The sequence below is a fragment of the Longivirga aurantiaca genome, from assembly GCF_042660085.1.
GTDB classification, from domain to species: Bacteria; Actinomycetota; Actinomycetes; order S36-B12; family CAIYMF01; genus Longivirga; species Longivirga aurantiaca.
The window spans coordinates 364,790-377,596 of sequence record NZ_JBHSTI010000008.1 but is presented as its reverse complement, the minus strand read 5'-3'; the positions used below and the strand labels follow the sequence as shown (position 1 = coordinate 377,596).

16 protein-coding genes are annotated in these 12,807 nt (G+C 73.1%); 5 read left to right on the top strand and 11 right to left on the bottom strand.

The features are described from left to right. Positions 1 to 9: 9 nt before the first annotated feature. The 5 genes from ACFQGU_RS05720 to ACFQGU_RS05700 all read right to left on the bottom strand — a co-directional run bounded on the left by ACFQGU_RS05720 (position 10) and on the right by ACFQGU_RS05700 (position 3,374). Complete coding sequence (locus tag ACFQGU_RS05720; RefSeq protein WP_386764596.1) at positions 10 to 732, bottom strand: B3/B4 domain-containing protein; 723 nt, start codon at positions 730 to 732, stop codon at positions 10 to 12. After that, positions 729 to 1,229 (bottom strand): DinB family protein, encoded by a 501-nt coding sequence (locus tag ACFQGU_RS05715; RefSeq protein ID WP_386764594.1) that lies wholly within the window; start codon positions 1,227 to 1,229, stop codon positions 729 to 731. The genes ACFQGU_RS05720 and ACFQGU_RS05715 overlap by 4 nt, the downstream gene beginning before the upstream one ends. A gap of 22 nt (positions 1,230 to 1,251) precedes the next feature. Further along, complete coding sequence (locus ACFQGU_RS05710) at positions 1,252 to 1,893, bottom strand: LysE family translocator (protein WP_386764593.1); 642 nt, start codon at positions 1,891 to 1,893, stop codon at positions 1,252 to 1,254. A gap of 58 nt (positions 1,894 to 1,951) precedes the next feature. Then, positions 1,952 to 2,722: a YwiC-like family protein gene (locus tag ACFQGU_RS05705; protein ID WP_386764591.1), complete on the bottom strand. Its 771-nt coding sequence runs from the start codon at positions 2,720 to 2,722 to the stop codon at positions 1,952 to 1,954. A gap of 127 nt (positions 2,723 to 2,849) precedes the next feature. Continuing rightward, on the bottom strand, positions 2,850 to 3,374 hold the full coding sequence (locus tag ACFQGU_RS05700) for a hypothetical protein (protein ID WP_386764589.1): 525 nt from the start codon (positions 3,372 to 3,374) through the stop codon (positions 2,850 to 2,852). 144 nt (positions 3,375 to 3,518) lie between these two features. Here ACFQGU_RS05700 and ACFQGU_RS05695 point away from each other — a divergent pair, with 144 nt between their 5' ends. Beyond that, positions 3,519 to 6,167 (top strand): LuxR C-terminal-related transcriptional regulator, encoded by a 2,649-nt coding sequence (locus ACFQGU_RS05695; RefSeq protein ID WP_386768172.1) that lies wholly within the window; start codon positions 3,519 to 3,521, stop codon positions 6,165 to 6,167. 71 nt (positions 6,168 to 6,238) lie between these two features. Here the strand turns inward: ACFQGU_RS05695 and ACFQGU_RS05690 are convergent, their stop codons facing one another. Next, the gene (locus ACFQGU_RS05690; RefSeq protein WP_386764587.1) at positions 6,239 to 7,171 is read right to left on the bottom strand and encodes a DMT family transporter; all 933 of its coding nucleotides are present in this window, start codon (positions 7,169 to 7,171) and stop codon (positions 6,239 to 6,241) included. Positions 7,172 to 7,231: 60 nt separating this feature from the next. Here ACFQGU_RS05690 and ACFQGU_RS05685 point away from each other — a divergent pair, with 60 nt between their 5' ends. Both ACFQGU_RS05685 and ACFQGU_RS05680 read left to right on the top strand, forming a co-directional pair. Beyond that, on the top strand, positions 7,232 to 7,702 hold the full coding sequence (locus ACFQGU_RS05685; RefSeq protein WP_386764585.1) for a hypothetical protein: 471 nt from the start codon (positions 7,232 to 7,234) through the stop codon (positions 7,700 to 7,702). A gap of 19 nt (positions 7,703 to 7,721) precedes the next feature. Next, complete coding sequence (locus ACFQGU_RS05680) at positions 7,722 to 8,396, top strand: hypothetical protein (protein WP_386764583.1); 675 nt, start codon at positions 7,722 to 7,724, stop codon at positions 8,394 to 8,396. Position 8,397: 1 nt separating this feature from the next. Here ACFQGU_RS05680 and ACFQGU_RS05675 read toward each other — a convergent pair whose 3' ends face one another. Beyond that, entirely contained in the window at positions 8,398 to 8,766 is a 369-nt protein-coding gene (locus ACFQGU_RS05675) for a DUF3817 domain-containing protein (protein WP_386764581.1), read from the bottom strand. 26 nt (positions 8,767 to 8,792) lie between these two features. Continuing rightward, on the bottom strand, positions 8,793 to 9,524 hold the full coding sequence (locus ACFQGU_RS05670; RefSeq protein ID WP_386768170.1) for an SURF1 family protein: 732 nt from the start codon (positions 9,522 to 9,524) through the stop codon (positions 8,793 to 8,795). Positions 9,525 to 9,587: 63 nt separating this feature from the next. Between ACFQGU_RS05670 and arfB the strand changes: the two genes are divergently transcribed. Beyond that, entirely contained in the window at positions 9,588 to 10,013 is a 426-nt protein-coding gene (gene arfB / locus ACFQGU_RS05665) for an alternative ribosome rescue aminoacyl-tRNA hydrolase ArfB (RefSeq protein ID WP_386764579.1), read from the top strand. A gap of 12 nt (positions 10,014 to 10,025) precedes the next feature. On the opposite strand, the gene ACFQGU_RS05660 is transcribed toward arfB, so the two are convergent. From ACFQGU_RS05660 to mca, 3 genes are all read right to left on the bottom strand, one after another. After that, positions 10,026 to 10,691, bottom strand: coding sequence for a hypothetical protein (locus tag ACFQGU_RS05660; RefSeq protein WP_386764577.1), 666 nt, complete (start codon positions 10,689 to 10,691; stop codon positions 10,026 to 10,028). 160 nt (positions 10,692 to 10,851) lie between these two features. Next, entirely contained in the window at positions 10,852 to 11,157 is a 306-nt protein-coding gene (locus ACFQGU_RS05655) for a hypothetical protein (protein ID WP_386764575.1), read from the bottom strand. Beyond that, a complete protein-coding gene (gene mca, locus ACFQGU_RS05650) occupies positions 11,154 to 12,053 on the bottom strand; it encodes a mycothiol conjugate amidase Mca (RefSeq protein WP_386768168.1) in 900 nt (299 codons plus the stop codon). The genes ACFQGU_RS05655 and mca overlap by 4 nt, the downstream gene beginning before the upstream one ends. Before the next feature lie 174 nt (positions 12,054 to 12,227). Between mca and ACFQGU_RS05645 the strand changes: the two genes are divergently transcribed. After that, positions 12,228 to 12,734, top strand: a complete 507-nt coding sequence (locus ACFQGU_RS05645) for a DUF4307 domain-containing protein (protein ID WP_386764573.1) — start codon at positions 12,228 to 12,230, stop codon at positions 12,732 to 12,734. Positions 12,735 to 12,807 lie beyond the last annotated feature (73 nt).

Below are 12,807 nucleotides of genomic sequence, written 5' to 3'. Positions count from 1 at the left end.
GCTCGGTGCTCACGAGTCGAGGAGGCGCCATGACACCTCCACGGCGGGGGCGTCGGCGCGCAGGTGCTCGACGAGCGCCTCGCCCGCCGCGTGCAGCCGGCCGGCGTCGAGCGGGTCGAGCCCGTCGAGGATGAACAGGACGTCGGTCGTCGTCGGGTCCAGGCGGGTGCGGACGCACTGCCGCCAGTTCCAGCGCCGGCACGTGGCGCCGAGGTCGTCGCGCCACAGGACCTCGCCCGGGTCCGCGCTCACCGTGACGAGCTCGCCGTCGGCGACGGTGTCGAACGGCTCGTCACCGACCGCGCGCACGAGTCGCGGCGGCCCGGCGTAGCGGGCGAGGTTCTCGCCACCGATCGGGATGAGGTGCTCCACCGAGACGGCGTTGTAGAGATCGGTGAGCCGGTCGATGCGCGGGAGCCCGGCGTCGACCCGGCGTACGAGGGCCTCGACGCTGCTGCGCGCCTGCCGGGGCTTCACGCCGAACGCGAGGAATGCGTCGCGCCACGCCGCGATCTCGGGAAGCGACTCGGGCGCTCCCCCGTCGAGACGGGCCCGCGCCGAGCCCTCGGCGCTGCGCAGCGCGGCGTCGCTGCGCTCGTCGCTGGGACCGCCCCGCACGCCGGTGGCCGCGATCAGCAGGGCGCGGTAGCCGGGCACCAGCGCGTGCACCTCGTCGTCGATGGCTGCCCCGGCGAGAACTGCAGGCAGCGGTCCGGCGCTCTGCTCGGTCACGGGTCCTGCCGACCGCGGGCAGCCTCGATCTGCTCGCGCAGGATGTCGCCGTGACCGGCATGCCGGGCGAGCTCGCGGATCATGTGCGCGTAGACCCAGCGGAGCGTGAGCGGGCTGCGGCGGTTGTGCAGCACGAGGTCGTCGAGGCTGTGGCCCGAGGCGATGCGGTCCGACTCCGCACATGCCTCGGCGTAGTCCGCCAGCAGCGACTCGACGGTGTCGGCGTCGTCGAGCACGAAGCTGTCGTCGACGTCGTCGGGGAGCCCGAGCCCGGCGCGGGTGCGACCGGCGAGCCCCACCTGGAACCACACCCTCTCGACGAAGGCGCAGTGCTTCACGATCGACGCGAGGGTGGTGAGCGACGGCACGAGGCTGCGACGCGCCTCCTCCTCGGAGACACCGTCGAGCAGCGACGCGATCTCGCGCCGCTGGTCGTCGACGAACGCCTGGAGCGTCGCTCGCTCGTCCGCGAGCAGCACGTCCTCGGTTGTGGCCATTGCCAGCGCCCTTCGGATGGGGTCAGCGCGACGCGGTGGCGACGCGCAGGCCGAGCAGGATCAGCACCGATCCGCTGATGTAGTCGATGCGGCGTCGGATCCTCGTGCGGCTGAACCACACCGACGCGCTCCCGACGGCGGCGGCGAGACCGAGGTAGAGAGCCGTCTCGATCACCACCTGGATCGTGGCGAGGACGAGCGTCGTCGCCAGCACCGGGCCTTCGTGCGGGATGAACTGCGGGTAGAACGCGAAGGTGAACGCCGCCGCCTTGGGGTTGGCCAGCTGCACGATCAGGCCCTCGGCGAACGCGCCACGGTCGGAGTGCGGCTTCGGAGGTGCGGGCATCGGCTCGACGCCGCTGCGGTCGCGGAGGGCCCAGCCCGACCGGATCGCCTTCACGCCGAGGTACACGAGGAACACCGCGCCGACCACCTTGAGCACCAGGAACGCCGTCTCGCTGGCGGCGATCAGGGCGGCGAGCCCGAGCCCGGCCGCGAGAGCCCACAGGAACAGCCCGAGCTCGACCCCGAGCACTGTGGGCACCGCGGCGCGGAAGCCGTGGAGGCCCGCGCGCTGCAGGATCAGCGCCATCGCGGGGCCGGGGCTGGCCGCCATCACGAGCACCACCACGAGGAACGCCGGCAGCACGGAGAGGATGTCCACGGCGGCAGTCTGGCAGCGCGACCTGCTGCCGGTCGTGCGGGTTCGGACCGCTGGCGCGTCAGATGCTCGCGAGCAGCGCGCCGATCCAGACGGCGACGAGGCCCGCGAGCTCCACGAGGCCGATGACCATCGGCTTGCGGGGCCGACGGCCGACGAGGAACGCACGGATCGCGAGCAGCACGAAGGGCACCACGAGCCACCAGCCGGACGGGAGGCCCCACGCCACGGCCAGTGCGCCCGCCGCGACGACGGAGAGCACGGCGAACGTCTGCGAGGCGCGACTGAACCGCGGGTCGCGCCGCTCCCGGATGAGCGACTTCACGTGCAGCGTCGACCCCGTGAGCGAGAGCGCCGTCACCGCGACGAGAACCCACACCTCGATCGGAACGTCGACCACGGGCGGCGGCACGAGCGATTGCTCTCCGACGCCGACCGCCCAGGTCACCAGCACCATCGCGGCGCACTCGAACACGAACACCAGGTCGTTGGTCAGCGCGCGCTCGTCGTTCCGTCGTGCGTACTGGAGGTTGACGAGGAAGAACACGGCGTACGCCGCGCCGACCCACGCGAGCCACGGGAGAGCGACGACCAGCGCGATCGCCGGCACGAGCGTGACGACCGCCCAGACCGCGAGCGGCCGGCGGAAGCGGGTCGCGCGTCGCGCACGGGCCAGCCCGAAAGCGGCGTACGACAGCGGGTAGACCGCGACCCAGGCGAGGGCGAGCAGCAGGATGAGCGGCGTCCACGGCGTGACGAGCACCCCCAGCATGACGGGCAGCGCCAGGAATGCCCACGCGCCATGCTGCGGCGGGACGTATGACGAGCCCACGCGTCCTCCGACCGTGACGGGGTCCCCTCTTCGACAGACAACGTATCCGCACCAGCGGGCCGCCCGCGCACGCACGAGCGGGAGCCGGCGCCCCGTCGGCGCCGGCTCCCGCAGATGGTCGAGTCGCTCAGGACCCCGAGCGCGCCCCGTAGAGGTGCGTCTCGGGGGTGCTCACCTGAGCGGCAGCGACCGGCGCCACCACGTCGGGAGACGACGTGCGGGCGAGGCGGGTGCGGCCGTAGAAGCGGCTCTCGGGGTCGACCGGGGTGCGCAGCACGGTGCCCGTCGCGGCGAGTGCCGGCACGGCCTCGAGCTGCGTCGCCCGGGCGCCGTAGTGGTGGGTCGCGGGGTCCAGCGCCGGGCGGGCGACGGCGACCGGGGCGGCGGCGGCGGTGGCGAGAGCGGGGGCTGCCTCGAACTGCGCGGCGCGGGCGCCGTAGTGGTGGGTCGCGGGGTCCAGCGCGGTGCGGGGCACCACGAGGGCGGTGGTCGTCGTGGCGGCGGCGGCGGTGCGGGACTGCCACCAGGCCGCGGCACCTGCGCCGGCGATCGCCCCGATGAGGAGGGCCGCGACGGTGAGGGATACGGCGGCGCCGAGCGCGAGGGCGCGACGGGACGGGGTGCTGATCGCGGAGATCGTCTGCGTGGTCATCGGGTCCTCCAGGTTCGGGTGCCGGGCCGTTTCCCGACATCTCGAACGCTAGGGACGGCGGCGAGGAGGGGGTATCAGGGAAATCCCCCTACCTTCGCCAGACGTCTCCCGCTCACGCCCCGGCGGTGCGACGGTGTGCTGGTGATGATGGGACGGGAGCACGAGAAGCAGGCCGTGGACGACCTGCTGGCGACCGCGCGCTCCGGACGCGCGGGTGCGCTGCTCCTGGTCGGGCTCCCCGGGATCGGCAAGACGACCCTGCTCGACCACGGCGAGGCGACGGCCCGCGCAGCCGGCATGACGACGTTCAGGATCACCGCGGTCGAGTCCGAGTCAGGAATCTCCGGGTCTGGCCTGTCGCTGCTGCGCCCGCTGCTCGGGGAAGGCAACCTCGCAGATCCATGGACGCTGCTCAGCTCGGTGAGCGAGGCAGCGGCCCTGCAGCCGCTGGCGCTCGTCGTCGACGACGTGCAGTGGCTCGACGAGGCATCCCTCGCAGCTCTGCGCTTCGCGGCGCGGCGGCTCCTCGACGACGCGGTCGCGCTGCTGCTCGCGGCCCGGCCCGAGATCGATGACCCGCCGCGCCTGCCCGAGATCGAGCACCTCGCAGTCGAGGCGCTGCCGCGGGCGGAGGCTGCGGCGCTCTTGCTCACGGTCTCGCCCTCGACCCCGCCCGAGGTCGCGTACGAGCTGGCCGCCTCGCTCGGGGACGTGCCCCTCGCCCTCGTCGAGGCCCCCGCGCTCCTCGCACCCGAGGTGATGAGCGGAGCGGCGCCGCTGCCCCCCACGCTGCCGGTCGGACGGTCGGTATCGGCGCACTACGCACGAGGGGTCGACGCGCTCCCGGCACCCGCACGACGAGCCCTCGTGATCGCCTCCTCCGAGGACTCCGGCGACACCACGGTGCTGGCGCGGGCGCTCCTGCGCGCCGAGCTCTCGCCGCGCGACCTCGAGCCCGCCGTCGATGCTGGGCTGCTGCTCCCGGGCGCCGAGCTCCGCTTCCGCCACCCTCTTGTCCGCGCTGCGGTGCACTGGTCCGCGACGGAGGCCGAGCGCCGTGCCGCGCACAGGCTGCTGGCCGAGGTCCATCGCGAGCTGGACGACGCCGAGCTGATGCTGCGGCATTCCGCCCTCGCAGCAGTCGGCCCGGACGAGGACCTGGCCGCGGGGCTGGAGGCCATGGTCCCCGACGTCGCGGCGAGGCGCGGCACAGCGGCGGCAGGGGCCCTCGCCGCGCAGGCGGCAGCCCTGTCCCCCCTCCCTGACGCGCGCTGGCGACGGCTGGTGCTGTCCCTCGAGCTCGACCGGTTCCGGGCCTCGTCCGCCCGAGCGGCCCGCGAGGTCGTCGAGCGCTGCTCCGACCCGGAGCTACGAGCACGTGCCGCGATCGTGCTGGGCGAGGAGCACCTGACGGGCCAGGAGCAGACCGGGCTGTTCCGGGAGTCGCTGACGTGGATCAGCAACGGACCGGCGGGACGAGAGCTCGTCGAGGTCTACGGGGACATCCTCATGCAGCGGCTCGACTACGACGGCGTGCAGCGTGCCGCCGAGATGCTCGAGAGCTGGGGCCCTGAAGGGTCGCTCGGCCTCGACTCGCTGATGCCGGGAGGGATGTGGCAGTTCCTCGGACAGAATGAGCGCGCTCTCCCGTTGCTGCGTCAGGGGCTGGTCGCCAGCGAGCAGGTCGACCCCGAGCAGCTGCCGTTGCCGTACCTGTCCCTCTGGTTGATGGCGCCCGCGTGGCTCGACGAGGCCTCGTGGGACGGCGAAACGCTGGCAAGCCGCAAACGCACCGCATGCTCGCTCTTCCGTCGGTCCCGAGAGCCTCGCTGGGCTGCTCTGGCCGATCGCTTCGACGCAGAGGAAGCCCTGGACCGCGCCCAGCACGCCAAGGCGGCCGGCATCCTCCGCAACCTGCTGTCGCTCGCACCTTCGCTGGGTTGGCTCGTCACGGATGTGTACGAGCTGCTCGCGATCGTGGAGTCGCGCCGAGGTGACGACATCGAGGCGGAGATCGCGATCGAGGCGCTCGCGGCTGCATGCGACATCGACGACTTCCGATACACGGCCCGCCAGGCCCGCTACTGCCGCGCGCTCCTGCACCTGCGATCGGGGCGCAACGCGGAGGCCTTGGCCGAGCTGGCGGACGTCGAGGCCCTGCAGTCGACCCGGCCACGGGGGGTGGCCTTCGCGTCGCTCGCGCTCAAGGTGGAGGTGCTCAGCGGGCTCGGACGCACCGGGGAAGCCCAACGCATCGCCGTCGAGCTCGAGCATCGGTCCCGCGGCCTGGGGTCGCGACGGGCGGCGGCACTGGTCGAGCTCGGGCACGCCCTCGCCCAGACCGACGACACCGAGCGGCGGTTCGACGAGGCTGTGCGGCTCGGGCGCCTCGGCACGAACGCCTGGGAGCTCGCACGGATACTCCTCCTCCAGGGCGAGTGGCTGCGACGATCGCGAAGGCCCGCCGACGCCCGTGCACCCCTGACCGAGGCGACGCAGCTCTTCCGCCGGAGCGACGCTGCGCCCTGGGCTGAGCGCGCCGAGCGCGAGCTCGCAGCCGCAGGCGGGAGCCTCTCGTCGCCCGCCAGGATCGCAACGGTCGGCCTGACGCCTCAGGAGCTGCGCATCGCCCTTGCTGTGGCGGAGGGCCTGAGCAACAACGAGATCGCCTCGACGGTCTTCCTCTCGGTGAAGACCGTGGAGACCCACCTGACCCGTATCTACCGCAAGCTCGGCGTGCGCTCACGCGGCGGCGTCGCCAAGGCCCTCGCCGACGCCGGCGTGGCCACCTGACGATCCCGAGGCACGGCCGCGGCCGTCGACGGCTCTCGGGATGCGGCGCGACCTGCAGACCCGCGCCGCGCTCACTCCTCCGGTGCCACCACCGTCGCGGGTCGCGCGCGCTGGGCCCAGACCACGCACGCGATCACCACGAGCGCCGTGAGGACGGTGCCGAGCGTGACGGCCTCGCCGAGCCACCATGCCGACCACACCAGGGTCAGCGGCGCCTGCAGCTGCTGCACCTGACCGCCGCGAGCAGTGCCGGCGAGCGCGAGACCCCGGTACCACGCGAAGAAGCCGAGGTACATCGACGAGACGCCGAGCCCGAGGAGGGCGAGCCACTCGACGCCTGTCGGGTCGTACGCCGTCTGCGCGGTGAACCAGAGCGCGAGCATCCACGGCACCGTGACGGGCAGGGCCAGCACGACGACCCACGAGATCACCTGCCACCCCGGCACCTCGCGGCTGACGGCGGCGCCCTCGACGTAGCACCACGACGACGCGAGGACCGCTCCGACCACGAGCAGGTCTGCGGTGAGGTCGGCCCCGTCCGCGCCTCCGCGACTGAGCGCGAAGACCACGAGGGCCGCGGTGCCGGCGCAGGCCGCGAGCCAGAACTGGCCCGACACCCGCTCGCGGTGCCGCAGCACCGCGAACAGCGCCGTGGTCAACGGCATGAAGGCGGCGATGACGGCCACGTGCGCGGACGTGGTGCGCTGCAGCGCCAGGGCGATGAGGATCGGCCAGCCGAACACAGCTCCGAGCATGGTGAACAGCAGCGGCTTGAGGTGACGTCGTTCGGGGAAGGGCACCCGCCGGATCCCCAGCAGCACCAGGGCAAGAGCGCCGGCGATCACGGCACGACCCGCGGCCGTGAAGAATGGGTCGAAGCCGCCGACCGCCACCTTCGTCATCGGCACCGACATCGAGAACAGCAGCACGCCGACGAACGCCCAGACCAGCCCCGAGCGGAGCACCGCTCCCGTCGCCGGCGCGACGGAGGGCGAGGCGGCCATGCGGTGCACCGTACCGGCCGGCCGTCGCCTAGCCTCGGTGCGAGACCCCGGGAGGACGACGTGCGCACGAGAGCCATCGCGGCAGCAGCCCTGCTGCTTCTCACCGTGACCGCGTGCACCGGCGGCACCGACCCCGTCGCCACGTCGTCCGCACCCGGGTCGTCGTCCGCTGCGGCCACGTCGAGCGCACCGGCATCGCCGAGCGCGTCGGACACCCCCTCCGAGACGGCCAGCGAGGAGCCCACGCTCGGTCCGACCACGTCGGTGCCGCCCGCGATCGCGGCGTTCCAGCTGTGCGGAACGGTGCTCGGGCTCGCCGCGGGCTTCATCGGGCAGGTCGCTCCGGAGCAGCTGGCCGAAGGGAGGACCATCGCCGAGCAGGCGCGGGCCGAGTACGTCGACGACGGCTCCGGCCTCGCCCAGAAGGCCGACGCCGTGCTCGAGGCCGTCGAGTTCGCCGACCAGGCCAAGGTCGTCTCCAGCGCGCGGGCCTTCGGCGACGCCTGCCAGCTCGTCAACCCGGGCACGTGACGCGACCGACGGCGGACTCGTGACCTCGATCGCGCTGCTCGGCGACCGCGACCCGGCCTTCGTGACCCACCGTGCCCTCGACGTCCTCGTCGACAGGCTCGCGCCCGACGCGACCCTCGCCTGGGTGCCGACCACGCGGACCGACGACCCCGCGCTGGCCGACGCCGACGGCGTGTGGGCCGTGCCGGGCACGCCGTACGCCGACGAGGACGCCGTCCACGCCGTCCTTCGCCACCGGCGCGAGAACGGGCTCGCGACCCTGGGCACGTGCGGCGGGTTCCAGCACCTCGTGCTCGAGTTCGCCCGCAACCACATCGGCGTGCACGAGGCCGGGCACCAGGAGACCGAGCCCGACGCCGAGCAGGTGGTGGTCGCGGCGCTCGCCTGCAGCCTCGTGGGCGAGGTCCGGCCGGTGACCGCGGTGCCCGGCACACGGATGGCGGGGATCTGCGGGCTCGAGCCGTTCGACGGCTTCCACTTCTGCAGCTACGGCGTGAACCTCCGCTACCGCGACATGCTCGTGGAGGCAGGGCTCACGTTCTCGGCCTTCGCCCCGGACGCCGGGGTCGAAGCGGTCGAGCTCGAGGGCCACCCGTTCTACCTGGGCACGCTGTTCCAGCCCCAGATGACCTCGCTCGACGGCGGGTCCGTGCACCCGCTGGTGCTCGCGTTCCTCGACGCCGCGAGCCGCTGAGTCAGGACGCCGCAGGCTCCTGCGGAGCGGTCTGCGCGGCCTCGACGCCGGCGATCTCGGCCTCGACCCAGAGCCGCACCTTGTGCTCGGCCACGAACGAGACGAACGGGATCGTCCCCGCCAGCACGACGAACACCATGCGCAGGAAGGGCCAGCGCATGCGCAGGCAGAGGTCGAGCGCCACGATCACGTAGATCATGTAGAGCCAGCCGTGCGCGATCGCGACGGGGGCTGTCGTCTCGATGACGCCGAACCCGTACTTCAGCACCATGGCCGTCACGAGCAGCAGCAGCATGACGCCGACGATCCAGGCCATCACGCGGTAGCGCGTGAGGGCCTTGCGGACGATGGGCACAGGGGCGGTGATCACGAGGGTCCTCTCTCGGGGTGCTGCGTCTAGTAGATCTCGGGCCGGGAGGGCTCTGCCACCGGAGGCGGCGCCTGCTCCGCGGCGAGCCGGGCGTCCTCGCGCAGGAAGCGCCACCACACGAACACCACGAACGCGGCGAAGAGCACCCACTGCACGGCGTACCCGGCGTTCTGCAGCCGGATGCCCGAGCCGCTGGCCACGCCGAACGGCGGGATCACCGGCACGAGCGCCGGCTGCGCCTGCGGCTCCTGCCCGGTGAGCGCGACCCAGCCCTGCACCGCGGGGTACGGCAGGGCGAGCCCGGACGCCGTGAGGCGCTCGACGATGCCTTCCTCGCCCGGGACCGCGGTGCCCGGGTCGCCCTCGAACGGCTGCGCGAGCCCGCGGACGGTGACGACGCCGGTCGCGACCGACGCCGCGGAGGGGTCGGTCGGGCTGGTGACGGTGCCGCGCGCGATCGGGACGGCGGGGCCGGTCGACGGGCGGAGCGGGGTGACGACCCAGAACTCGCCCTGCCCGTGGTCGACGAGCACCTGCGCCGCGAGGTCGTACGTCCCCGTGAGCTCGACCGGGGCTCCGTAGTCGGAACCGGCGAGCGGGGCGTCGGCGGTGAGCAGCTCCGCGGCGGCGACCGTCTCGCGCACCGGGATCTCGTCGCGCTGGGCCCGCTGCCACTGCCAGTACGACATGCCGCCGAACGCGACGATGAGGAGAAGGGCCGTCACCGACAGCCCGATCCACCTCGGGGTCGCGAGCATCCGCAGCACCCGCCCACGGTAACCCGCGCGGCCGGAGCCATCGCCACGGGCCAGGATGGGCGCATGCCCGGTGATCTGCAGATCCGTGGCTCGGTCGTCATCCCCGAGGCCGAGCTCTCCTGGCGATTCTCGCGGTCGTCCGGGCCGGGCGGCCAGGGCGTGAACACGACCGACTCCCGGGTCGAGCTGCTGTGGGACGTCGCCGCGACCTCCGCGCTCGGGCCGGCCCTGAAGGAGCGCGCGCTCGAGCGGCTGGCCGACCGACTCGTCGACGGTGTCGTGTCGGTGACCGCGTCCGAGCAGCGCAGCCAGTACCAGAACCGCCTCGCGGCCGAGCGGCGGCTGGTCGAGCTCGTCACGGCCGCGATCGCGCCGCCGCCACGGCCGCGGCGCGCCACCAAGCCCACCCGGGGCTCGGTCGACCGGAGGATCGCCGAGAAGAAGCGCCGGGGAGAGACCAAGCGGCTGCGGCGCAGCGACTCCGACTAGGACGGCGCCCGGTCAGGACGCGGCGAACGTGCGGGTGGCGAGGCCGCCGACGTACTGCGTGAGAGCCGCGTCGATGCCGCCGCCGACCAGGCCGCCGACGAGAGGGATCGACCGTACGGCGGTGAAGGCCAGGCGCTTGCCGCCGTACTTCGCCACGAGGAAGATCCCCGCGCGCCTGTTGATCTCGTGCACGACCGGGACGGGCAGCTTCCTGATGGCCTCGTGGGTGCCGGAGTCGCCGATGTCGACGCCGAGCTCGGTCAGCACCTTCTCGGCGTCGGCACCTGCGACGGTGAGCAGGATCGAGGCCTGCGTGTGCGGGTCGTCGAGGTCGTGCCCATGCAGGTGGGCGATGGCACCCACCATGCGCGAGTTGAAGACGAGGTTGCCCGCGACGTTCGCCGGGAAGGTGAGCGGGAGGGCGAGGAAGCCGCCGAAACCGGTGAGGAACCCCGTGCCGCCGGTGGCCATCCCCGACTCGCGGATCATGAGCGCGATCGCGGCATCCCGGTCTCCGGTGTCGGCGAGGCGGGCGTCGCCGTACGCCGCGGAGCCCACGAGCGGCCCGGCGCCGTGGTCGACGACGTCGAGCACCACCTGCTGCAGCTTCTGCTCGAGACGGAGCAGCAGCGACTCGGGCTCCCTGTCCAGGACCTCGGACTCCACGACCTCGACCATGACGGCATCCCCTCGTCGCTCGGCAGATGGTTCGAGGATCGCACGGTCCTCCGGCGATGTCGCTCGGTTCGCCGCTCGTCGGCGCGTGATGGCACCCGGCTCACGCACGGAAGTGACCGAGAATCCCTGCGGTTTCTGGCCGTTCAGTGCGTGAGGCAGGTCAGGCGTCGGGGGCGCCGGGGGCGTCGCCGGTCGGGAGCGCGCCCTCGGCGGCCGCACGCTGCGCGGCGCGCTCGGCCTTCTTGCGGGTGTAGCGCGGGTTCTCGGTGTCGTTCTCGTCGAAGTCGATGCCCGTGAGCTGCTTGTTCATGCTCTTCCAGATCACGACCATCGCGAGGGCGAGGAACACCACCGCGAGGAAGCCGAGGATGCCGGGCGAGACGCGGTCGGGGTCGATCGCCGGCTCGGTGGACGACGGCGACGGCGACGGCGACACAGCGGCTGCCAGCAGCCAGAGGTGGTTCACGCGGACCTCGTGATCTCGGAGGAGTCGGACTGGGCCTCGGGCCGGACGCCCGCGAACAGGTCGTCCTCGATCCCCTCGCCGACAGGGACGAGCGACCGCGCGAGCTGGTAGTCCTCGGTGGGCCAGGCGGCGCGCTGCGCGTCCATGGGGACAGCGAACCAGCGGCCGTCGGGGTCGATCTGCGTGGCGTGCGCCTTGAGCGCCTCGTCGCGCGCCTCGAACCAGGCTGCGCACTCCACCTGCGTCGTGAGCCGGGCGGCGTCCTCCGGCTTGTCCTCCCAGCCCGCGAGCCAGTCGGCGAACGGCGAGTCGATGCCCTCGGCGAGGCACATCTCGTGCAGCGCGACGAGCCGGGCCTTGTGGAAGGTCAGGTGGTAGTAGAGCTTGGCCGGCTGCCACGGCTCGCCCGTGCCGGGGAACTGCTCGGGGTCGCCGGCCGCCTCGAACGCGCGCATCGAGATCTCGTGCGTCTTGATGTGGTCGGGGTGCGGGTAGCCGCCGTTCTCGTCGTACGTCGTCAGCACGTGCGGGCGGAACTCGCGCACGAGGCGCACCAGCGGCTCGGTCGCCTCGTCGAGCGGGACGAGCGCGAAGCAGCCCTCGGGCAGCGGGGGGACGACGCCGTCCTCGTCGGCCTCGGGGAGGCCGGAATCGTGGAAGCCCAGCCAGGTCTGCTGCACGCCCAGGATCTCCGCGGCGCGCGCCATCTCGGTGCGGCGGTAGGCCGCGAGGTCGGCGAGCACAGCAGGGTCGTGCGCCAGGCTCGGGTTGAGCACGTCGCCGCGCTCGCCGCCGGTGCACGTGACCACCAGGACCTCGACGCCCTCGGCGACGTACCGCGCGGCGGACGCGGCCCCCTTGCTCGACTCGTCGTCGGGGTGGGCGTGCACCGCCATGAGGCGCAGGGGCTCGCCCGGCCCCGGCAGGTGGGGTGCAGCGGTCACGGTCGCTCCTGGTCGTGGCGGTTCGGTCCGGGTGAGGGACACTGGTCACTGGTACTGGACCAGGACGTTCGGCGCCCCGGTACCGCCACAGTCTCCCAGACCCGTACGACCGTGAGGAGCAGCCCGGTGACCGAGCCCGCGACCGAGCCGCGCCGTGAGGCGCGCACCGGCCTGCTGCTCACCCCGGCCATGGCCGCCCGGTACGGCGTCCGCCGCACGAACCCCGTGGTGATCGGCGTCCTCGCAGTGCTCGTGATCGGCTTCGTCGCCGGCGTCCTCGGCCTCGGCTACCGGCTTGCGACGCCGGACACCCAGTCCAAGCTGCTCGCCTTCACGGTCGTCTCCCCGCAGCAGGTCGACGTCACGTTCGAGGTGCGCCGCAACTCCCTCGACGAGACCTTCTGCGTGCTCCGGGCCCGCGCCGAGGACCACACCGATGTCGGCTACGCGTCGATCCGCATCACGCCCGGCCGGGACTACGTCCAGGTGACCTACCCGCTCGCGACGTACGCCGAGGCCACGAGCGCCGAGGTGCTCGACTGCACCGCGGGGCAGCCGCCGAGGGTCGACCCGCCCGGCTTCCTGCCCGGCACCACGAACCCCCCGCAGATCCCGGTCGTCGACGGCTCGTAGGCCGTCCCCCGGCGTCGCGCCGTACGCTGATCCCCCTGACCACGAGCCACCTCCGAACGAAGGCAGACCTCCC

Excerpts from the sequence above, each read along its gene's own strand:
- ACFQGU_RS05715 (WP_386764594.1), bottom strand. The coding sequence starts at position 1,229 with ATGGCCACAACCGAGGACGTGCTGCTCGCGGACGAGCGAGCGACGCTC.
- ACFQGU_RS05700 (WP_386764589.1), bottom strand. The coding sequence starts at position 3,374 with ATGACCACGCAGACGATCTCCGCGATCAGCACCCCGTCCCGTCGCGCC.
- ACFQGU_RS05695 (WP_386768172.1), top strand. The coding sequence starts at position 3,519 with ATGATGGGACGGGAGCACGAGAAGCAGGCCGTGGACGACCTGCTGGCG.
- ACFQGU_RS05690 (WP_386764587.1), bottom strand. The coding sequence starts at position 7,171 with ATGGCCGCCTCGCCCTCCGTCGCGCCGGCGACGGGAGCGGTGCTCCGC.
- ACFQGU_RS05670 (WP_386768170.1), bottom strand. The coding sequence starts at position 9,524 with ATGCTCGCGACCCCGAGGTGGATCGGGCTGTCGGTGACGGCCCTTCTC.
- arfB (WP_386764579.1), top strand. The coding sequence starts at position 9,588 with ATGCCCGGTGATCTGCAGATCCGTGGCTCGGTCGTCATCCCCGAGGCC.
- ACFQGU_RS05660 (WP_386764577.1), bottom strand. The coding sequence starts at position 10,691 with ATGGTCGAGGTCGTGGAGTCCGAGGTCCTGGACAGGGAGCCCGAGTCG.
- mca (WP_386768168.1), bottom strand. The coding sequence starts at position 12,053 with ATGGCGGTGCACGCCCACCCCGACGACGAGTCGAGCAAGGGGGCCGCG.